The sequence below is a fragment of the Streptomyces sp. NPDC048416 genome, from assembly GCF_043200435.1.
In the GTDB taxonomy this organism is placed as follows: Bacteria; Actinomycetota; Actinomycetes; order Streptomycetales; family Streptomycetaceae; genus Streptomyces.
Genome location: NZ_JBICXU010000001.1, coordinates 227,070 through 247,600 on the forward strand (window position 1 = coordinate 227,070; position 20,531 = coordinate 247,600).

Annotated in this window: 15 protein-coding genes and 1 tRNA gene; 3 read left to right on the forward strand and 13 right to left on the reverse strand. The window is 67.0% G+C overall.

Features of this window, described 5'->3' with window-relative positions; translation table 11 throughout:
* Positions 1–129: 129 nt before the first annotated feature.
* From ACGFW5_RS00960 to ACGFW5_RS00975, 4 genes are all read right to left on the reverse strand, one after another.
* Complete coding sequence (locus ACGFW5_RS00960; protein ID WP_393832007.1) at positions 130–1,536, reverse strand: Cys-Gln thioester bond-forming surface protein; 1,407 nt, start codon at positions 1,534–1,536, stop codon at positions 130–132.
* 316 nt (positions 1,537–1,852) lie between these two features.
* Positions 1,853–2,374, reverse strand: a complete 522-nt coding sequence (locus ACGFW5_RS00965) for a single-stranded DNA-binding protein (protein ID WP_393832008.1) — start codon at positions 2,372–2,374, stop codon at positions 1,853–1,855.
* 243 nt (positions 2,375–2,617) lie between these two features.
* Positions 2,618–4,336, reverse strand: a complete 1,719-nt coding sequence (locus tag ACGFW5_RS00970; RefSeq protein ID WP_393832009.1) for a GTPase — start codon at positions 4,334–4,336, stop codon at positions 2,618–2,620.
* On the reverse strand, positions 4,333–5,937 hold the full coding sequence (locus ACGFW5_RS00975; protein ID WP_393832341.1) for a dynamin family protein: 1,605 nt from the start codon (positions 5,935–5,937) through the stop codon (positions 4,333–4,335). The genes ACGFW5_RS00970 and ACGFW5_RS00975 overlap by 4 nt, the downstream gene beginning before the upstream one ends.
* Before the next feature lie 367 nt (positions 5,938–6,304).
* Between ACGFW5_RS00975 and ACGFW5_RS00980 the strand changes: the two genes are divergently transcribed.
* Positions 6,305–6,380 (forward strand) — tRNA-Arg (locus tag ACGFW5_RS00980).
* A gap of 259 nt (positions 6,381–6,639) precedes the next feature.
* Here the strand turns inward: ACGFW5_RS00980 and ACGFW5_RS00985 are convergent.
* The 3 genes from ACGFW5_RS00985 to ACGFW5_RS00995 all read right to left on the reverse strand — a co-directional run bounded on the left by ACGFW5_RS00985 (position 6,640) and on the right by ACGFW5_RS00995 (position 9,119).
* Complete coding sequence (locus ACGFW5_RS00985) at positions 6,640–8,034, reverse strand: tyrosine-type recombinase/integrase (RefSeq protein ID WP_393832010.1); 1,395 nt, start codon at positions 8,032–8,034, stop codon at positions 6,640–6,642.
* On the reverse strand, positions 8,031–8,228 hold the full coding sequence (locus ACGFW5_RS00990; protein ID WP_359831187.1) for a helix-turn-helix domain-containing protein: 198 nt from the start codon (positions 8,226–8,228) through the stop codon (positions 8,031–8,033). The genes ACGFW5_RS00985 and ACGFW5_RS00990 overlap by 4 nt, the downstream gene beginning before the upstream one ends.
* Positions 8,229–8,651: 423 nt before the next feature.
* Positions 8,652–9,119, reverse strand: coding sequence for a MarR family transcriptional regulator (locus ACGFW5_RS00995; protein WP_393832011.1), 468 nt, complete (start codon positions 9,117–9,119; stop codon positions 8,652–8,654).
* 1,325 nt (positions 9,120–10,444) lie between these two features.
* On the opposite strand from ACGFW5_RS00995, the gene ACGFW5_RS01000 reads away from it, so the two are divergent.
* Together ACGFW5_RS01000 and ACGFW5_RS01005 are read left to right on the forward strand one after the other, a co-directional pair.
* Complete coding sequence (locus ACGFW5_RS01000; RefSeq protein WP_393832012.1) at positions 10,445–10,588, forward strand: hypothetical protein; 144 nt, start codon at positions 10,445–10,447, stop codon at positions 10,586–10,588.
* Positions 10,585–11,322, forward strand: coding sequence for a class I SAM-dependent methyltransferase (locus tag ACGFW5_RS01005; RefSeq protein ID WP_393832013.1), 738 nt, complete (start codon positions 10,585–10,587; stop codon positions 11,320–11,322). Before ACGFW5_RS01000 ends, ACGFW5_RS01005 begins: the two co-directional genes overlap by 4 nt.
* A 96-nt stretch (positions 11,323–11,418) precedes the next feature.
* Here the strand turns inward: ACGFW5_RS01005 and ACGFW5_RS01010 are convergent, their stop codons facing one another.
* The 6 genes from ACGFW5_RS01010 to ACGFW5_RS01035 form a co-directional block, all read right to left on the reverse strand.
* Positions 11,419–12,711 (reverse strand): DNA sulfur modification protein DndB, encoded by a 1,293-nt coding sequence (locus ACGFW5_RS01010; RefSeq protein WP_393832014.1) that lies wholly within the window; start codon positions 12,709–12,711, stop codon positions 11,419–11,421.
* Positions 12,712–12,743: 32 nt separating this feature from the next.
* Positions 12,744–13,346 carry a hypothetical protein gene (locus ACGFW5_RS01015; protein ID WP_393832015.1) on the reverse strand — a complete coding sequence of 201 codons (603 nt, stop codon included), beginning with the start codon at positions 13,344–13,346 and terminating at the stop codon, positions 12,744–12,746.
* A 145-nt stretch (positions 13,347–13,491) separates the two neighbouring features.
* Positions 13,492–14,328, reverse strand: a complete 837-nt coding sequence (locus ACGFW5_RS01020; RefSeq protein ID WP_393832016.1) for a phosphoadenosine phosphosulfate reductase family protein — start codon at positions 14,326–14,328, stop codon at positions 13,492–13,494.
* 2 nt (positions 14,329–14,330) lie between these two features.
* Positions 14,331–17,897: an ATP-binding protein gene (locus tag ACGFW5_RS01025; protein ID WP_393832017.1), complete on the reverse strand. Its 3,567-nt coding sequence runs from the start codon at positions 17,895–17,897 to the stop codon at positions 14,331–14,333.
* Positions 17,894–18,997: a DUF4007 family protein gene (locus ACGFW5_RS01030; protein ID WP_393832018.1), complete on the reverse strand. Its 1,104-nt coding sequence runs from the start codon at positions 18,995–18,997 to the stop codon at positions 17,894–17,896. The genes ACGFW5_RS01025 and ACGFW5_RS01030 overlap by 4 nt, the downstream gene beginning before the upstream one ends.
* Before the next feature lie 57 nt (positions 18,998–19,054).
* Complete coding sequence (locus tag ACGFW5_RS01035) at positions 19,055–20,221, reverse strand: cysteine desulfurase family protein (RefSeq protein ID WP_393832019.1); 1,167 nt, start codon at positions 20,219–20,221, stop codon at positions 19,055–19,057.
* Positions 20,222–20,531 lie beyond the last annotated feature (310 nt).

Here is a 20,531-nt window from a genome sequence, read left to right on the forward strand (position 1 = left end):
CGGTGGCGCATTCAGGCGGGGACGCGGGGCCGGGACGGAAACGGCCCCGGTACGCATCGCATACCGGGGCCGCTGCCCGTCACCGGGCGCTCACCGTGAGCTCACTGCTGGGTGCCTGGTGCCACGTGCTTACTGGCCGGCCGTCTTCTTCTTGCGGAGGAAGAACACCGCGCCGCCACCGAGCACCACCAGGGCGACCGCCGCACCGGCGATCATCGGGGTGGAGCTTGAGCTGCCGGTCTCGGCCAGGTTGGTGCCGCCGTTGCCGTTGGTACCGGTCGAGCTGCCACCGGCCGAGGCGGGGCTGGGCTTCGACGCCGGGGTGGACGCGGCCGGGGTCGGCGTACCGCTGCCGGCCGTCTTGCAGTCCAGGACGCCGGAGAAGTGCTGGCCGGCGAGGTCGAAGGCGTAGGTGGTGTCCTCGGCGAGCGGCAGGAACAGGGACTTGGTGTCGCCCGCGGGGACCTTGCCCAGCTTCTTGCCGAGCACGACCACCTCGAACGGCTTGCTGCCCTTGTTGCTGACCGCGATGTCCAGGCCGCCCTTGGCGCAGTCGTTCTTGACCGTGACGGCCGGGGCGGTGCCCCACTTGGCCGTGGCGACCGCGTTCACCGGCACGTCGCTGGTGCTGGCCAGGATGAACGTCTGGCTCTTGATCTTGCCGTCGCTGATGAAGGCACGGCCGACCGGAACCTTGGTCTGTGCGCTCGCGGTCACCTTGACGGCGCCGTCAGGGGTGCCCGCGGGCACCTTGAAGTAGACCTCGGTGCCGTCGGTGGCGGAGGTGATGACCTTGCCGCTCTTGTCGGTGAGCTGCACACCGGCCGGGGCGCCCGGCGCCAGGGCCAGGGCGGCCTTGGTGGCGTTGGTGTGGAGCGTGAGGGGACCGACCTCGCCACCGGCGAGACCGGAGACCGCGTCCTTGTCGAACGCCAGGGACGCCTTGGGCTCCTTGGCGGCCGTCGCGTCCTTGAGCAGCTGCTTGGTCAGCTTGGCCGCGGCCGCGTCCTCGGGCATGGCCGTGACGCCGTCGGAGAGCGTCCAGATCGCGGCCTGGGTGGCGGCGGCGGCGGTCTCCTTGGTGAGGCCCGCGCCGAGCTTGTCCGGGACCACGCTCGGGTAGGAGTGCTGGAGGATCCAGTTGATCTTCCCGGCCGCCTCGGCCTTGCCCGCCAGCGAGGACTCCGCCCAGGTGACTTCCTTGTAGGTGGAGTTCTCCACCGTGTGGTGGTTCAGGTCGATGCAGTACGTCTGGATGACGCCCGCGTTGTCGACCTTGAGCTCGAAGAGGCCGCCCACGGGGGACGACTTCACGCCGTGGCTGTCGACGATGTCGACCGTGGCACCCACCTTGACGTGGGCGTCCTCCAGGGTGGCGTGCGCGCCGGACGACGAGGCGGCGGGCTTGCCATCCGCGACGGCCGAGCCGGCGGTGGCTATCGCGCCGACCGCGACGAGACCCGATACGGCTGTGACGGTGGCGAGGCGCAGAGCACCCCGCTTGCGGGCGGTAGGCCCGTGAACGGCTGAAAACACAGAATTCCCCTTCGGGCGAGGCGCTTTCGCATGTGGTGCGCGTGCACGAAGGTGCGCGTGGGGGAAGTGCCTCGCCGGCAGACTCAAGTGCCCCGTGAGTACGCCGGAATCCTAGGGATTCAGAAGGCGCCGTTTGGCGGTGATGACATCAGATAACCATTCCGATTCGCAATCGTTATCGCGGAACACGTGTGCCAACCCGCTGAGTCGACAAATCCCCGTCACAGATGGGGAGTTTCGGGGCATCACTCCCGATCCGCCGTTGCTCCGGCGCTCCCTGGCCAGCGCCCCGCCACTCGTCGCCCCCGGTGGCCGGTCACCCAAGTGCCGCCGCCCGGGCGCCCGTCGAAGCCGTGTCCGAAACTCTGGCCGAAACCGACTCCCATACCACCGCCGTGCCTCTGTCGGCCGAGCCCGCCGCGCTCTCGACGACCGCCTTCCCCTCGTGGTCCGTCCGTTCGACAGGAACCGCTTCCCCCTTGAACACGCGCCGGAACGCGGAGGTCCCCCGTGTCATGTCGTGCCCGATCGTCACCGCGTCGACATCCGCCGAGAACCAGCGCGAGCCGTCCTGGCGCTCCTCGTCACGCACCTTCAACCGGCCGTGCACGACGATCGGTTCACCGATCGCGACCGAGCCCGTCAGGTTCTTCCCGAGCGTCCGCGCCGCCCACACCGTGTAGAAGCTGGTGGCCCCGTCGACCCAGGACTGTTTCTCCCGGTCGAAGCGGCGCGCGGTCACCGCCAGCCGGAACCTCGCCGCCCCGCCCGTCGCCGAATCCCGCCACTCCACCTGCGTGGCCACATTGCCGACCAGCGTCACCATCGTCTCGTTCACTGCCCTCAACCCCCGTACCCGTACGTGCGCAACCCGTTGGCCACGACCCCGTGGGCCGACCGTGGCGGCAGAACCGTGGCGGCAGAGAAGAAAGAACCCCGCCCGGTCCAGCCGTCGATCGAACCCTTGCGCTGTCGATCTCCATGCTGGACCGGACGGGGAGCTCGTGCACGGGCCTGTGGACAGCCGGCCCATTGTGGACAACCCGCTCACCCGGCCCCCGCGGACCCCGTGGACTCCGGCTCAGCCCACTCCCCCGGCCCCCGCCCCCACCACCGCCGCGTACTGCTCGCGCACCTCGCGGTACCGCAGCAGTTCGGCCGCCAGCGGGTCAAGGACCTTGGCCCGGCCGCAGGCCGCCGCCGCCTCCCGGAGTCTGCGTTCGGCCTCCTGCCCGTAGCGCCGCCCCGGGCCGCGCGCCGCCACCGCGCACGCCCACTCCACCAGCGGCCCGCCCACGACACCGCCCAGCATCACGAGCGCGGGCACCACGAGGCCCGGCTGGAGGACGCCGACGATCTGCCCCAGCAGCCAGAGCCCGCCCACGACCTGAATGGCCGTCATGGCCATCTGGGCCAGCACGGCGGCCGGCCACCAGCGGGGCCGGGGCGAGGCGCCGCGCTCCAGCTCCTCGCGCGCCGCGAGTTCGTCCAGCGCCTCGGGAAGCCCATCGGCGCCCCGTACCGCCGCCTCGCGCACCGCCGCCGCCCAGGGCGCGGGAAGCCCCGCGGTGGCGTGGTCGGCGACCGTACGGACCGCCTGCTCGACCCGTTGGCGTGCGGTGACCTGCTCCTCGATACGGGCATCGGAGCGCGGCCGTTGCAGAGCCGGGACACGGATCCGGTCGTACCAGCGCCACAGCCGCAACCAGGGAGTGCCGCACGCCCGCTGGGCGTTGCGCCGCCATTCACGTTCGGCGGCCTCGCCTGCCGCGGTGGCCCCGACGGCCGCGGCCAGGCGGTCAGCGAACTCCTCGCGGGCCCGTTCGCCGAGCCCGGGCCGGCCATCCGCGACGTACAGCGGGCGCAGCTCGGCGGCGGCCGCGTCCACGTCGGCGGCCAGCCTGCGGGCCGCGGCGCCGCGCTCCTGGACGAACCGGCCGAGCTGTTCGCGCAGTTCGCCAAGGCCCTGGCCGGTCAGCGCGGACAGCGCGAGTACGCAGGCACCGGGCTCGCCGTGTTCGCCGAGCGCCATGCCGTCCTCGTCGAGCAGCCGGCGCAGATCGTCGAGCACCTGGTCGGCGGCGTCCCCGGGGAGCCGGTCCACCTGGTTGAGGACGATGAAGCTGACCTCCGCGTGGCCGGCCAGGGGGCGCAGATAGCGTTCGTGAAGGACGGCGTCGGCGTACTTCTCGGGGTCCACGACCCACACGACCGCGTCGACCAGGGCAAGCACCCGGTCCGCGGCGTGCCGGTGCGAGACGACCGCCGAGTCCACATCGGGCAGGTCGACCAGGACCAGGCCCTCCAGGTCGCCGCCCGCGCTGTCCAGGGGGCGCCGGCGCAGGCGTCCCGGGATGCCGAGCCGGTCGAGGAGGCCGGCGGCGCCGTCGGTCCAGCTGCACGCGATGGGCGCCCCGGTGGTCGGCCTGCGCAGCCCGGTGTCCGAGATCTGGCTCCCGGCAAGGGCGTTGAAGAGCGTGGACTTTCCGCTTCCGGTGGCGCCCGCGACGGCGACGACGGTGTGCCGCGAGGACAGCCGCTGGCGTGCGGACGCCTCGTCGAGCACCCGCCCCGCCTCGGCGAGCGCCTGCGCGTCGAGCCGGGCGCGGGAGAGTCCGACCAGTTCGCGCAGCGCGTCGAGGCGCCCGCGCACCGCCCCGACGTAGGGCCCGCCGATCGGCTCGTACGGGGCGTCCTGCGGCTCCTGCCCTTCCTTCACGGGCGGTGACATCTCGCCGGGCTCGGCGGCGCGCCGCGCGATCAGCCCGTCGGCCCAGCAGTCCTCGACCTCCTGCGTCATGCCGCTTTCCTCTCCTTCTGCACCACGGACAGCGCGGCGATGAGACCGGCCTGCGGCTCGGGCGTCACGTCCAGCGCGTCCAGTGGCGCGAGCCGCCGGTCGCGCTCGGCGCCGAGCACCTGGTCGATGTAGGTGGCGACGAGTTCGCCGCCCTTGTCGCGCAGCCGCAGTGCGCCGTGGGCGCCGATCCGTTCGGCCAGCCGCTCCCCGGCCCTGCGGGCCCGACGGCCGCCGAGCAGCGCGGCGGCGAGCAGCGCGGCCACGGTCTCGGGGTCGGGCGCCAGCGAGCGTTCCATTTCCCGTACTTCGTCCTCGGCCAGCTCTTCGAGCACCCGGCGCCAGCGCCGCACCGCGAGCCCGATCCGGTCCTCCGGGTCCTGGTCGCGTACCGCGTCGGCGAACCGTCCCGCGGCCGGCTCGCGCGCCCACGCGTCCCTGACGCGCTCGTCGGCGGCGGCCGCCGCACAGCGCAGGAGCTCGGCGAGGCTGTCCACGAGCGCGTCAAGCAGCTCCGCGGACGAGGCGCCGCCCGGGTGGGCGCGCCAGCGGGTGAGCGCGTCCCCGGCCAGCACCTCGCCGGCCTGCAACCGTCGCCGCACCCGGGCGCCCTCCTTGGCGTACGCGTCCTCGACCGCGCCGGTGAGGCGTACGGCGGCGGCGTACTGCGCGGCGACGGCCGAAGCGAGCTCCGGCATGCGGGCGTTGAGGGATTCGATGGCGCCGGACGCGGTACGGGCGACAGCCTGCTGACGGGCGGCCGGGTCCTGGCTGCGGTGGGTGAGCCAGGTGCGCAGGGCGGCCACGGCGGTGGAGGGCAGCAGCCCGTGCGAGGCGCCCGCGGACTCGGGCAGTTCGGGCACGGTGAACCGCGGCACATCCCCGAGCCCGGCCCGGGTGAGCAACGCCCCGTACTGCCGCGACACTTCGCCGAGCACCTGGTGCGGCACCCGGTCGAGCACGGTGACGAGCGTGGCGTCGTACTCCTTCGCGGTACGCAGCAGGTGCCAGGGCACCGCGTCGGCGTACCGCGATGCGGTGGTGACCATGACCCAGACATCGGCGGCGCAGATGAGTTCGGCGGCCAGGATGCGGTTGCTGACGACGAGTGAGTCGATGTCGGGCGCGTCGAGCAGCGCGAGTCCGCGCGGCAGGGTGTCGGCGGTTTCGACGCGTACGGATCCGTCGTCGTCCCCGCCGGGCAGGCCGCCGTTCCCGGAGTCCTCGTGCTGCTGCGGCAGCCAGACGCGGGTGAGGCCGGGCAGCACCCGCACCCCGGCGAACCACTCCCTGTCGTCGGGATGGCAGACGAGTACGGGCGTACGCGTGGTGGGCCGCAGCACCCCCGCCTCGCTGACGCGGCGCCCCACAAGGGAGTTGACGAGCGTCGACTTGCCGGCGCCGGTCGACCCGCCGATGACGGCGAGCAGGGGGGCTTCGGGATCTCGTAGCCTCGGCAGCAGATAGTCGTCGAGCTGTGCGAGCAGCTCGCTGCGCGTCTGCCGGGCGCGCGGGGCACCCGGCAGGGGCAGCGGGAGGCGCACGGCGGCGACACTGTCGCGCAGGGCGGAGAGTGCGTCGATGAGCTGAGGCCGTACGTCCAAGGTCACCACATGCGAAGAATGCCCAATTTTGGCGGCTTTTTGAAGCGTATGGCTACTTTCCGCGCGCGTCCGTACGCCACCAAGACCCGCCGAACGGACAGATGGGACACACAGGACGAGTGGGGCGCAGGCATAACGAGTGCACAACACCCTGCGCCGCGAGCGTCAAAAGCGCTGCATGATTCGCACCTGCCTGCGATTATCGGTTCGCTTCACCGAACCTCCACATCGTGCCACGCAGGTGAAGCAACCGGGACGAGGTGACAGGAGCCCTATCCTTGTCCCCGGCAAGGTCACCGGCCCGGGACCCGTCCGGGACCCGGACCCCTGCCCGCCGGGGGCTCCAGGCCACCGAGGCCCCATTCCGGCCCCCGTAGCTCAGTGGATAGAGCAGGCGCCTTCTAAGCGCTTGGCCGCAGGTTCGAGTCCTGCCGGGGGCGCCACTGGCATCACGCCAGATGGCCCGTGTTTTGCCTGGTCAGACGCTGTCTGAACTCCGCATATCTCCAGCGTACGCCAGCTCGCCGAAAGGCGTGGGAGTCCGGCTATCACCGGCCGAAACTGGGTCTCTACGGGTGTCTGTCCCCCATGCGTCCCCCAGTCTCTACCGCACAGATACGCCTGAAAGCCTCCGCCGAGAAACGCCGAAGGGCGGTGTGTGCCCCGTTCAACGGGTCCCGCACCGCCCCTCTCGCATCCGCCCTAGTCGGTCTTGCGCACATACCTGACGTCGTAGATCTGCTTCAGGTAGTTGTCCCGCTGACCGACGATGCAGCGCGCATAGATGGCCAGGAGCACAGGCACGCTGTTCCCGGCCCATTCAGCGACCTGGGCCGGGGGTATGCCCTGGTTGAGCCATGCCGTGAGGCAGGTGTGGCGGCAGTCGTACACGCGCTTGCCCGCGGGCGACTCGTACTCGTGAGGCTGAAGCACCTCCTCTCGGGCCTTGTCCCAGACCCGTCGGAACACCGAGCCAGACAGCCGGCCGCCGAACTCTCCTGGGAAGAGGAGATCGGTGGGCTTGAGCCTGTATCGGACGATGACCTCGCGGAGGAAGGCGACGAGGTCGGGGTGGATGGGCACAGTCCGGGTGTCGCCCTCCGCTCGCCCCTTCAGGTCACGGTCATCGTGGGTTTCTCCGCTGTCGGTCCAGTAGCTGCCGACCTCTGGCCGGGCGCTGTGGACGATGAATTCGCCCCAACCCCCTTCGGGCAGTGTGGCGTCGCTCACATGAAGCGCGACGGCTTCCTCCGGGCGGAGGCCGGCGTAGCAGAGGGTCGCGAAGAAGGCCCGATAGAGGGGCCCACGTCGCAGGGGCCGCTCGCCGATCCAGTCGAGGAGCTCGGTGACCTGCTCCGGGTTCAGCAGGGAACGCTTGTCGATGGCCTGGGCGACCTTGGGGGCACCCCCTCCACTGCCCTTGCCCTTTGGCAGCGGATTCTGGCGGAGGATGCCGTGGCGGACGGCGTACTCCATGGCCAGGTTCATGATCCGCCGGTTGCGGGACACGGAGCTGGCCGCCGCGGCAGTGCCGTCCAGCAGCGTTCCGAGAGCGGAGACGACGGTGTCGACTCGGTCCGACTGCTCCCACGCTGCCATCGACAGCGTGTTGCGCTGAATCCAGTCGAGGATGAGGCGAACCTCGTCGGGTATCGGCTCTTCGGGGTTGGTCCGACGTTTGTAGTTGAAGGCCCACTCGCGCAAAGCGGTCCGCACCTTGACCGAGTCGAACTGCTTCGGAGGTGTCCGCAGCAAGGCGATGGTGACGGAGGTCATGGCCTTGGCCACGTTCTTCCTCTGGTTGGCGGAGACGTGCGGCCACGTCTTGTCAACGAACTCGACTGCAAAGTCGTACCAGTTGGTATCCGCAGCCTTGCTGGAGTACGAGATCGGCAGGCCGGTCTCGGTACTGAAGGGCTCACCACGCTTGACTGCGGTCAACAGATCAGAGCGCTGGGCATCCGCGAGTGCCTTGGTCGGGTAGGTCTTACTGTGTTTCTTCACCCCAACCTTCCAGACCACCTTGTAGGTGTATCCGTTCGCCCGCGTCCGGCGCTCGATGCTGTAGATCCGTACGTCAAACGTGCCGTCGATCAAGATGCGTCCTCACAATCACTAAGCCAATTTTCGAGATCACTACGCCGTATCCGGAGGCTTCCGTTGGGAAGTCGGATGCACCGTGGCCCTCGCCCCTTCTGCCGCCAGTCGTAGAAGGTGGATCGAGCGATCCTCAGCTCGTCGCACACGTCATCGACGGTCAGCTTCGTACCGGGACGCGCTGCTACTGCCACGACGCCACCCCGCTGGCGCGGCTGGTGTCACCGACGGATCGGCCTGACACATCGAGGCGAAAAAGGGCAGGGGGTATCGCGGATCGGTACATGAAGCGGGGTCCTTGCGAAGAAGCGCGCAGAGCGGCAGAGCAGCAGAGTGGAATCAACAACGCCGGGTTCCTCACCGAGTCGGAGAGGCATCGCTGTCTTTGGCGAACAGGCGCTGCGTTTCAGGGCAGCAGTCACCGCGAGCCGCGCATTGTCTCCTTTCCTGTTCACGGCACGGTCAACTGCATCCGACACGGCTCCACCGCCAAGCGCAGCCGAGTGCGAACGAGATCAATGGTCCGCAGGGTCCCCGGTTTTGCTAACCGGGGATCGTCTGCTATGTATCTCCCTGCGCCACGAGGGGGTGTCCCTTACCCTCTGCTCCGGCGTCAGTCACGACGCCAGTCGGTAGGACCGCAGCGCAGGAGTCGCGCCGTCAGTGACGAGCACCAACAGCCCTTCGTCGGTGAGGCGGTCGAGGTTTCGGGCGACGACACGCTCGGGGGCTCCGACGGCTCGGGCCACATGGCGAGTCAGCGCTCCGGGGCGTCCCGCGACGTGGGCGAGGACCGCTCGCTCACGCCGGTACCCACGTTGCAGCAGATCCTCGCCAAACAGGCCGGCAGCACAGACGCACAGACACAGCGCCGTGGACAGTGATCCGTAGTCCTCAGTCTGTTGGGCCGCCCACGCGTTCATGGCGCCGAGCGCCAGGAGGGCGGGGGCCGTGAAGCGGGCAGATCGGATAACAGCAGCGTTCGACAGGTGAACCTCCGTGAAGTCGGTATTCAGTCGCGAGACCGAGTGGCACGGGTTGCGGGCTGCCGTAGCGTGGCGCGCCGCCGCCTGCCAGGAGCCCACATCCCTTCCCTGACCTGGTGTTTTCCAAGACGTTGTACGTTGACATGCCCCCGGCGGAGGTTCCAGTCTTTTGGGACCTTTCCTTGTCTGCCGTGGGCGATCTGCGTCCTTTGACAAAGTCAGTCGCTTTGTCATCCAATCAAGTCTTTTGACAGTGAATCCAGTCGTTTTGGCCTCTTTGAGAGTGAATCTACTCGTGAGGGTGAGCGAGCTGGGAGTGTTGGATGGCCGTGCCGGCTGGGGCGTACGGGCCCATGCCGTACGTCGAGGTGTCGTGCGTGGAGGGCAGGCGCGAGCGTCGACGGCGTCCGCTGTTGGCCTGTGTCGGTCAGGTTCGAGGACGCTCGTCCGGTACGGCCTTTTCGGTGGCCGCCGGGCGGGCGTTATTTCCCCGGCTGGTACTGGGCGGCGACGACCGGGCAGCACGTCGGTTTTGAGTCGTGCCTGGAGCTGGACCGTCTCGTGCTCATGGACTTCGATCCCGCTGTGGCGGGGCCGCCTCCCATCTGTTCTGGCTGCATTGGCATGACGGGACGCGAGAGCGCCGGCATGCATGATTGGATCGCGCGCGCGATGCCGCAGCGTTCGGCGTGACACGCAGGGCCTGTCCCGAGGCCGGGTGGGGTTTCGAGTTGGGGGGGGCGGAGGCGGTGCTGCTGGCGAACGTGCGGGGGCTGTCGCGCTACGGGCGCCCCCGCTGCTGACAGCGCCATGTCGCTGGCCGACTGATGGAGGTCTTCGCACGACCCGGACCGCTGTTTTTTGGGGGCTGATGGGGCGGGTGACCGACTCGCGACGCTGCCCGTGTTATTCCACCTGTTGTGGCGCCAGGAACTGTCCGCCGAGGGGACGGCGGTCGAGTTGCTGGGCCCACGCACGGCCGTGCGCCTGTCCCGCGGGGGTGCCGGATCAAGGATGATGGGCGGCGGGTTCCGCCGACTGCCCGGATCACAGAGTTCCCCAAGCTGGCCGCTGACCAGGCCCGTGGGTGGGAGAGCCACTCCTGGAGGTGCTGCACGGTCTGCCGCAGGATGCTCCCCAAGGGGCTGTGCCGCGACCGGAGTTCGATCCTCGGCTGCACTCGCTGGCCGAACCCGAACGAGCCAAGGTGCCCAAATCGACTCAAGTCCGCTGGACGTCCTGGTGCGCCTCGACGACGGCATCGCGGAGATGGTCGAGCTGACCGCGCTGGTCGATATCGCATCCAGGTCGATCCCTGCGGCGGTGCTGCGGCCGACGATGAGGGCAGCCGATGCCTCCGCGCGCTGGTGGCCCGCAGCCTCACACCGGAGATGACGCGTCCGGGCTGGCCACAGTCGCTGAGCATGTCCCGGTCAGTGTGGCCGCACCGGCGGCTGTTGGCCTTGGACGAACGGCTGAAGCATGCGGCAGCGAGCCTGGTGATCGTTCCGGAGACGGTCGTCTGCGACCACGGCAAGGTGTGGGCGATCAGTAGGGTGTGGCCGTGATCGACTACGACGGCGAAGCTGGCGGCTACGACGCCTCCCGAGGCGGAGAAGCACGGGCCGCTGCCACGGCTGAGGCCGTTGAGCAACTGCTGCCAGCAGAGACATGCGCCCTGGTAGATGTCGCGTGCGGTACGGGAATCGTGACGAGACGACTGAGTCGCCCCGGGCGAACGATCCTTGGAGTTGACCGCTCACAAGGCATGCTTGCGCTGGCCTCGGGCCGACTGCCCCACCGTGTAGTACGCGGTGATGCGACGCGCCTACCGATCAAGTCTGGCAACGTGGACGCTGTGTTGTTCATCTGGTTGCTTCACCTCCTCGATGGTGCGGCACCAGTGTTCGCAGAGGGCGCCCGCGTCCTGCGGGCCGGAGGCGTCCTCGTCACCACCGTGGATAAAGAAGAAGGAGCCTTCCACGCTGCGAGTGATGTCGCCGCGATGACAGCTCCCATGAGGCGTCAGCACACCACACGCGCAACTGACCATTTCGAGCGCGTGGTTGCGCTTGGAGCCAGCCTCGGGCTGAGCATGGTCGGCGACACGCTGTTCACCGGGATCGGCCAAGGTCGCACCCCACGCCAGTGGTGTGAGCAGATCATTGCGGGCCGCGTTCCCTGGTCCAGGGAAGCTAGCCCTGCACAGATCGCCGACCTGTGCAGGGACCTGTCCTCGTTGCCAGACCAGGACGTAGCCAGGCCAGACCCGCTCTACCGGCTTATCGCGCTGACCTGCTGAGATAGGTCATTTTGGATACGAGGTAGCGTGCGCCGGTTTGCACGGCCGACGCACGCACGCTGCAAAGATTGACGGGCCAGATGCTGCGGATTGTGTTCAGTCAGCATCGACCGGAAGCAGCTCGAACAGCTCCTCGGCCGGCACCGGGTACTTGCTCTTCATCACGTCGGCATATGCGCGCAACGCCCTGCCGATCTGGGCCTTGGAGCGCGGGGCGAGGTGCACGAGAAGGAGGTCGTAAAGAAGCTGCGCGTTGCCACTGGCCATCTTCCCCTTCGCCTTTGTGCCCTCGGGCGTCTCAATCCACATGGAGGAGAACGGTGCTGAGGTCATCTTCCAGTCGAGCGCCGCCAGGCGCTTCATGACCTCGGGCCACGTCAAGGATCCCTGCTCGAGGATGTGTCGCACGACCCGCGCCACCTGAACCTGGATAGCAGGTCGCATGAACGGGTGTCCGGCACCGTCTCGCCCCTTCGGGGCCCGGAGGTCCTTGGGTGAGACGGAAGCGAGGTATCGCTGTCGCAGATCACCACACGCATCGAGAAGCTCCAGGATGCGGGCAGAGAGGGCCTCGAAGCTCTGGTCGAGGAGCTCATCCGTGACTCGTTGCGTCGACTGTTCGCTGGCGCAAGGAAGGTCGAAGCCGATCTCCTTAGTGATGTCGTACAGCACACCGATGGTGCTCCATGCGGGGCTGGTTGCGGTAATGGAGCGCTGTGCCAGGACTAGTTCACCGTCCTGGCCAACCTTGCTGAAGACGAGGACGGCCTTGTCGCGGCTCAGGAACGGGTGATCGTCAAGGAGGCGACGAGTGAGGATGGCGAAACTGTCGTCCTCGTCGAGGGCGATGTTTTCCTGAGGGTTCGTGCTCTTCGCGTTCCGGTTGATGTTGGTGAAAAGCCGACGGGTTCGACGCCGTCCGTCCGGGGTGTCGAAGTGGGGCACGACGATGACGTTGATGTCCTCGCTGCCCAGGTCGGGGTTCTGCTTGATCGCGTCCTTGATGGCCTTGAGACGGTGCTGTCCGTCGAGGGCGAAGAATTGCTGGGTGCCGTCGAAGGTGAGGACGCCGAAGTTCCGGTCGAGTCCCTGGAGGACAGCCTGATTTTCCGAATCCATCTCCACCGAGAGGTAGTTAGGGTCTCCTCCCCACACTGCGATGATGATCGCCCCGAGGAAGCGGTTCTCGTTGGTGAGCAGGTAGTCGGTGATCTTCTCCGTGCGGGCGCCGACGCCACGCTGAATCATGGTGCCAAGGTCGCGGTTCCCCCCGAGCTCGTGCGCGAAGTTGATCTCGCGAGCCACTTGGGCGTAGCTCATCAGGCAGGAGTAGTAAGTCCAGTTGCCCACCTTGGCTTCGAAGGCGGGAACGAACGTCTTGGACGGCATGAGGTACCTCGATGTCAGGGAGCGGGTAGCAGCTAGGAGCGGAGTGCCGGCTTGGGGGTGCTGCTGAGCCGACCGCGCAGTTTCGGCCCGCCTTGGATGTTGATTGGTGGGTTATACAAGTGAATCAGGCGATCTTCGAGGTTTTTGATCATCGATCGATCGTCTACGGTGGCGAACCAGAATTCGAGGGGGTGCAGGGCCAGGTAGTGGGTCAGCCTGCCTTCACGGGTAGTCGGCGGCTCCCTGATCCAGAGATCCTCCGGATTGCCCCGCAAGTGCTTCTTGTAGTCTTTGAATCTGTTCCTCAGGGTGTTACCCAACTCGCCGGCGCCGCCAGCGTGTCCGATGTAGAGCACCTGGTGGAAGCTGCCCTCGGACCGGTCTGCCATGACGAGCTTGATCGCCGGTCGCCAGACAAACATGTAGAGGCCCGGCTCGTCAGGAATCGAACTGGCGATGCTCTCAACCGCGGTGAGTGTCTCCCACGGGGAGGCGTGGCGCTTCAGGTCGTCCTGTAAGAGCCGATGCGCCGGCACATCCAGCATCGGAGTGATTCCGAGCTGTATGTCCAGGGCAGGGCTGGCGTCCAGGCGATGACGGATGACCGCCCGCGCGACTGTGTCTGGTGTCGCCATTCCTGGTGTGCTCCGTGTGGGTGACGATGTGTGATGAGCGCACACATCCTTACACGCAGCACTGACAACGAGCACTATGAGACGAAAAGGGGTCCGGTTGGTGACGATTCGTCACCAACCGGACCCCATTCGAGGAACAGGTCTGTCAGAGGTGACAGACGGCGCAGCCGGCCTCGTCGTCGTCAGCGTCGAGCGCGTCGGAAAGGACCTCCAGTAGTGGCCTGTTGGGCTTGACCCGCTTGGCGGCGCGCTCAAGGTTGGCCTCGTGCTTGGCCTGAATGGCTTCCCGACGCTCTATCAGCTGATGCAGGGACTCCCCCTGGGACCAGGTGTAGTCACGGCCCTGCATGGCGGTGTCCTGATGACGGACCTTCTCCTCGTAGGCCACGGCCTTCTCGAAGAGATCGGGGTGACGGTCCTTGAGCCCGACCCATTCGTGCTTACGCTGGAAGAAGCAGAAGTAGCAGCCTGAGCGGGTGCGCCACTCGTAGTATCCCGGCAGGCCGGTGCCGGCCTCGTCAAGGATGCGACCCACGCCCTCGCGGTCGATCCCATCCTCTCGGAAGGGGAAGACCGCGGTGATGTTCGGCTTGGTACTTACGTAGCCGAGCCGGTTTTCGTCCGCCCGGATGGCCACGTAGGAGATGACTTCATCGTCACCGACCCACTCCTCAAGTGGCTTGATCTTCAGGTTCTTAGTGCACCAGCGCATCTGAGGACTCGGCAGCGTGCCTTGATATACCTCGAGCCAGTGGTCGAAGTCCCGGTCGGTGTTGAGCCGCGTGATCGGCTTTCCGACGGCAGCTTCGAGCTTGTTGAGGTATTCGTAGGTCTCCGGCAGCTCGGCGCCGGTGTCGCAGAAGAAGTACTCCATCTCCGGCACGCGATCACGCATGTAGATGGCGAGCGCGGAGGAGTCCTTCCCGCCGGACAGGCCCAGGACGTGCCGAACCTTCTTCGCTGGGGTGGTTGCGTCGGTCATGGTCACTCCGTCCTCTCAGGTGCAGTAACGGCAACAGGCTCGGACACCCGTTGTGCAAGGGCAGCCAGCAGGATGCGTGCGCCATCGGGGCCGAGCATCTTCTCAGCCTGCACCACGACACTGACAGCCAGGTTTTCCGCCTCCTGCCTGGACTGCTCGGGCAGGTAGATCAGCGTTCGCTGCTCGGCGCCGTCCTTGTCCGTCAAGGTAAGCAACCGGGCTTCAAGCTCCGCATCGGCCTGGCCGGAGGGTCCGCCGTTCTTATACAGGTGGCTGACACGGTCGAGAGCGGTGGCCATCTCCTTGACGCGCCTGGCGAACAGGGAGACGTCGTTATCGGTCCAGTCTCCGAGGGCGGAATGAGACAGCCGCACGATCATCGGGTCGAGCCAGTCTGAATCCGACAGACCCTCGTTCAGCGCTATGGCGACGAATCCGCGCAGCTCCAGACTGAGGGAAACATCAGCGAACCCCTGGAGGCGGGCAGACAGAGCCCGTCGCAGCTCCGGCAGCGAGGAGGGCAGTCGGAACTCCTGGCTGATGGTTTCGACGACCTCGGCGCGCAGGGCCCGGTCCGCACCGGAAATCTCTTCGACCGCAGCGGCGAGTCGCTCAGCGTAACCCTTGTTGCCGCTGGTGCTCTTGCGGGCCTCGGGACCGATCGGATCCAATCCAAGGGCCTGCGGGAGGGCATGGAAGAGCAGCTCGTCAGGGTCCTGGGCAGTGGAGAGTGCTGCACGGACGGCGACGGCATCCTTGCTGATCCGCTGCGTGCGGCGAGCATAGGGCGTCAGCACCATGACCCGCTCGATCAGAGCCCGGGTGACGGCGAGGAGGGCCGGGTTGCGCAGCGTCTGCGAGCGGGGCGGCTCAACGTCGAGCGCCAGGGAGAGCTTCTGGACGACGCTCTGTCGCAGGCCATCCCCGAGGGGCGTTGCCTTCACCGAGAAGCGCCCGGGGGCTTTGACCATCCGCTCGACCACATCGGTCGTCAAGCGGGGCAGGTATGAGCCTTCTTCGAACAGGGCGACATCTTGGCTGCGTAGGATGAGCGCGGTCACTACCAGAAGCGGCACTACGCCAGCCTTGACGCCGTAGGGCGGCACCATGATGGCCCGGTGGATCGTGTCGAGGCCAGTGCGCTTGTGGGCATTCGAGAGTGCTGTCTCCAGAGCATCCCAAACGGCCAGCGCGTGAGGGTGCGAGGGGCCAGGCCGTGAGAAGCCGTAGGGCATCAGAGACGTCGCGGAGTCGTCCGCCTCGGCACTGTTTGCCCGGTGCAATCCCATGTACTCCAGAGCGCCGCTGTACATGGCGCGTTCAGCCGGATACTTGTCGATGCCGAGGTGGCGTTCGCCGGACTTGGTCAGCATGGCGGTCAACAGCTCGCGGCGAGATTTGGCACCCTGGCTGGTCAGCTCATGGCGGCCGAGCATCTCGTTACGGATATGCGGGGTCGCGGGGAAGACTCGGTCGCAGGCGATGGACGCGAGGCCACTGAGGCTGCGGCTCTCGATTACCTCGCCGTCGCCGGCGTCAGCCGTGATACCTGATCGCCATAGGCGCCAAGTGGCCCTCTGGGTGAGAGGGAAGAACGCTGCGCTGAGCAACTCAAGCAGTTCTCGCTTGGCCGCCGATGTACGTTCGGAGATCTCTCGCTGGGCCACAGGGTCCAGGGACCTGTCGCGCTGCAGTTCCTCCAGCGCCACGAGATGGAAAGCAGCTCGCAGGACCAGGTCCGGCTCCTCCGTCACGCCAAGGACCACGGGCAACGCCGAATCGACGAGTGGCCGGTCCTCAATGGTGCCGAGGTGGAAGACGACTAGGCCGTCGGCCTGGTCGTTGAGCTCGTCAGGACCTTCTACGGATTTCGTCTGCGCACCGGTGATTTTCACGAACAGGGCGCGGAGCATGCCGGTGACCTGGCTGTGTCGACCGGCCGCGACAGCCAGTGGGAGGTAGTCGCCGAGCCGTTGGAGGACGGCAGCCTCATCAAGGTGGCCAAGTGCCTCTTTGAGACGTGTGTCAATGTCGACATTGCTGCCGCGCCACACCCTGTACTCACCGTTGAACACGCGGTGCACCAGGAAGCCACGCTCTACCAGGCCGTTGAGCTGCTCCTCCAGAGCGGCAAAAGCCTTGGGGTCCGCGGCATCGGCTGGTTCGTGCAGCGCGAAGTAGATCATGGCGGCGGTCGCTCGCAGCGCGCCATCGGAGTCGATGAGGTTCAACATGCCGATGGTCCGCAGAAGGTTCTGCTCCGCATCGGATAGGCCGTTGGCCTCGGTGACCCGGGATTCAATCTCGATCCAGCGGCTGGCGTTGCTCGAAGCGAGAAGCGAAGTCCGGCCGGAGTCGAGGAAGAAGTCGTACAGCTGAGGGAGTTGGATGGTCGTGGCTCGGCGGGGCTTGGCAGCCGAGAAGGATGCGAGCGAGCGGCGAACCGTATGTGGCTCGTCGTTGTTGAGGAACCCGGACAGGCTCCGGTCATGCTGACCGATCTGCGCCGCGAGGAATGGGGCCGCTACCGCGGTGAGCGGATGCAGGGGGTACAGGTCCGCGAAATGCTGTGCATTGAGCTCTACGACATCGTTGAGACCGTGGTTAAGCCAAGCCTTCGCGGCTGCCTCGGCATAGGTCTGGATCAGCTTACGGCCTGGCTCCGTCACGGCTGACTGGTCAAGCCGACGGCGCATCAACTGGACCGCATCACCCAGGTGGGGCGCGAAGGTGATGTCTTCGAAACGGCCCTGAATCTTCGCCCATTCCCGGGTCTGCAGCTCGCTGGATTGAGCGGCGTAGTCCATAAATGAGAGGTGCTGCAACGTCATCATGAAGAGCGGCAGGCCACGTTCGCCGGCACTCTTCTCCGCAAGGTCCTGCAGCAGGAAGAGATCTGCCTTGGCACTGCGGAACTCACTGTGCCCGGCAAGGTGTTCAAGAGTCTTGCCGAACTCATCGATGATCAGCAGCAGGGGCTGCTGTGCGCAGAGCGCGGTGACGGCAGCAACGACGTCCTCGGGCTCGGCAGTGGAAGGGTCAGCGCACCGCGCCAGCGCGGTCGAGACCGCTTTGGGCATCCTGTTCGGCCAGCGGCGCCGAGCCGCTGTGTGCAAGGCCCGTGACAGGGTCGCGACGAGGGGCTCGCGATGGGCCATCGCGACCGCGCCCAGGAAGCCAGTCGGCGCTAGTTGGTCACGGGAGGCAGCAAGCCGCAGAGCCAGGCCGGGGCTGACCTCTGCAAGCACGGCCTCGGCCTCACCGCGGCGATTGTCATCGTGTCCGAGGACCGCGTCAATGAGGTTGGCCAGCGTGGACTTCCCAGAGCCGTAAGGACCCGTGAACGACCACGACCGGGGGCGGCGCAGGTCGCTGAGAGCGTTGGCCAAGCGATCGAATACATCGACGGCTCGCGCGCCGATGTAGGGAGAATGCAGTTCGTCCAGCACGTCTCGCTCCACATTGGTGGAGCGCATGCGGGAGCCGATCAGCTCAACGCCGGCAGGAAACTGAGGTCCACCCGAGGCTTTGCGGGCGGCGCTGGGCCGCGTGGGGGTCTCGGTGGTCACTGGGTCTCCTCGGTCAGAGTGAGCTGCTGCTCGACGGCGTCCTGAAGCTTGAGTTCGCGCGCCTCAGCTTCGGCGAGTTTGGGGTAGGCGCGTGCCCATTCCTCCCGCGTGGGGAAGCCTGGGCGCTTACGGACGTTGTCGTACTGAGCGTCCAGGACGTCCCAGGCCAGCTCGAAGGGGTCAGAGGTGAAGGCCAGACTGCGCTGACCAACAGCCTCGACTACCTGCAGCCCCGGGGTGGTGGCGGCGACTCTCTCCAGGGCTGCGGCAATGTCGGGTTCACGTACGCGGAAGGCCCGCCCAGGGGCTCCGTGCTCGTTGGCAAGCCGGGCCAGAGAAATCGAACCGGCGTCGCGGGTAGCACGGGCGGCGTAATCCAGGCAGGCGTACGCCACCACCCGGTCGGGAAGGGAGATACGTGAGCCCGTCGTGAATTCCCACTCGGCGCGGCCTGATGTTGGGTGATCAACTGCTTCCATCAGACCCAACTCGCGGAACGGGCACGCCAGCAGGTCCTCGAACGCGCCGGGCGCACCGCCCTTAGCCCGCTTCGCAGGAACATACATTTTAGTGATGCAGTCGACGTCCTTCGCCACGGATGCCCCAACCGGCGCTTCGGCGTAGGACAGGTTCACGTGCCGCACGATCAACTGGGTGAGATCCGACGCGGTGAAGCGGGCGAAGGGAGCGAGTTGGAAGGCGACGTACCAAGACGGCGCCCAACTCTTAGCGCCCGGGCGCGAGCACAACAGCCACCAGTGCAGCAGCCATAGGCTGCCGTGCTCCTCGAGATACGGATCAGCCCCGTCCTCGTCGAGCAGCCACCGAGCTTCCCACGTGGGATACGAGAACATCGCGCGGGAGTTGCCATCGTCGCCGTAGAACTCGCGTGTCAACTTGAAGGCCCGCGACCAATAGCGCATCGAGTTGGCCATGTTCTTACCGACTCCCAGGAGGACCGGGGCGTCGTCCGAGAGGAACGTATCCGGGCGCTCCTTCACCTGCATGTATGCCTTATGGAGCCACCCGAACCGCGGCGCAAACGTCTCGTGGCGCGCGAAGGAGGAATGGGCGGCTTCCGCGAGCCGGCTGTCTGACATGCGAGGCTTTCTCCGTGTCCGTCATTGCGTGGATGGTCTTTCGGCCGGGGGCCGTAATTACTGCGGAACCGCGAGAGCGGATCGCACTTGCCGGACGGCTCGGACCGCTGATGAAGCAGCGCGGTCGATGTCGTGCGCGGTCGTGGCGTACCCAAGGGAGAACCGGACTGTGGAGTCGGCCTCTTCCCGGCTGCGCCCCATCGCGAGGAGTACGTGGCTGGGGCTAGGCGCGCCGGACGAGCACGCACTGCCCTCTGACGCAGCCACGTCCGGCATGGCAGCGAGTACCGCGTCTGCCGGGGCTCCTCGGAAGGTGATGCTGGTTACTCCGGGCAGTCGCTGGCCAAGCGCCCCGTTGATCTGGCAGTCGCCGACCTGCTCAACGAGCGATCCTTCCAGTGCGTCACGCAGCTGTGTGATTCGTGACGCCTCGGCGGCCAGGGCTCTCCGCGCCGCCTCGGCTGCCGCCCCTGCACCTGCGATGCCTGCAACGTTCAAGGTCCCTGCCCGCCAGCCCCGCTCCTGACCGCCACCGAAGAGCAATGGACGGTACGGCAATGGGATGCCGCGGCGCACGAATAGTGCGCCCACTCCTTGCGGGCCACCGAATTTGTGTGCGGAGAGGGAGAGGAGATCAACATCCGTCTCAGCGAGATCGATCGGAAGACGGCCAACAAGCTGCGTCGCGTCCGTGTGGACGAGCACCCCTCGCTCATGGGCGGCCTCGACGATAGGAGCGAGGTCCGTAAGCACACCGGTCTCGTTGTTGGCTGCCATCAACGAGACGATCGCCACGTCGTTTGTCGCTAGAGCCGCCCGGAATGCACCCAGGTCCACGAGGCCGTCCCTATCGACGGGCAGCAACACCAGAGAGTCGGGCTGCTCGGCTGTAAGGGCCTTGGCCGTCTCCAGCACAGCCGGGTGCTCCACCACGCTCGTCACGAGCCTGCCTCCGGCTGCGAACGCCGCCCGAAGAGCCAGGTTGTTGGCTTCCGTCGCCCCGGAAGTGAAGACGATCTCGCCATGGGAGCAGTTCAGGAGGTCGCTCACCTGACGGCGGGCAAGATCGACGCGGTCAGAGGCGTCCCGTCCAGAGCGGTGCGTGCTAGAAGCGTTTCCAACGGTGCGCATCGCGGCGAGGGCCGCCTCGAGCGCTTCAGGTCGGGTCGGCGCGGTCGCATTGTAATCGAGGTAGGACAGATCCGGGCCAGATGTCTGATACATCACCCTCCACCCCGTTTCACTGTGGTCAGTCACCGTTCACGAACTGGTGGCGATCCCCGTTCGCCGCGAGATCATCCACCAGGAGTACGTGGAGATCCTAACCGGAGCGGGAGGGAAGCGAAGCGGCGGCATGAACTTCGGAGCCCCTAAAATAGCTCTCGCCGATCAAAATAGAACAGATGTTCCCGCCCCTCAAGGGATCTTCCTGCGGGGTGAACCCCCCTGCGTGACGCGCGAGTTCGGCGCCAAAGGTCCCGCCCTCCGTACAACTCGGGAGCCAGCAGGCAGCGGTTCCGGGAGACCGGCCCCC

Excerpts from the sequence above, each read along its gene's own strand:
- ACGFW5_RS00970 (WP_393832009.1), bottom strand. The coding sequence starts at position 4,336 with ATGACGCAGGAGGTCGAGGACTGCTGGGCCGACGGGCTGATCGCGCGG.
- ACGFW5_RS01020 (WP_393832016.1), bottom strand. The coding sequence starts at position 14,328 with ATGACCGACGCAACCACCCCAGCGAAGAAGGTTCGGCACGTCCTGGGC.
- ACGFW5_RS01035 (WP_393832019.1), bottom strand. The coding sequence starts at position 20,221 with ATGTATCAGACATCTGGCCCGGATCTGTCCTACCTCGATTACAATGCG.
- ACGFW5_RS01010 (WP_393832014.1), bottom strand. The coding sequence starts at position 12,711 with ATGCCGTCCAAGACGTTCGTTCCCGCCTTCGAAGCCAAGGTGGGCAAC.
- ACGFW5_RS01000 (WP_393832012.1), top strand. The coding sequence starts at position 10,445 with ATGTCCCGGTCAGTGTGGCCGCACCGGCGGCTGTTGGCCTTGGACGAA.
- ACGFW5_RS01015 (WP_393832015.1), bottom strand. The coding sequence starts at position 13,346 with ATGGCGACACCAGACACAGTCGCGCGGGCGGTCATCCGTCATCGCCTG.
- ACGFW5_RS01030 (WP_393832018.1), bottom strand. The coding sequence starts at position 18,997 with ATGTCAGACAGCCGGCTCGCGGAAGCCGCCCATTCCTCCTTCGCGCGC.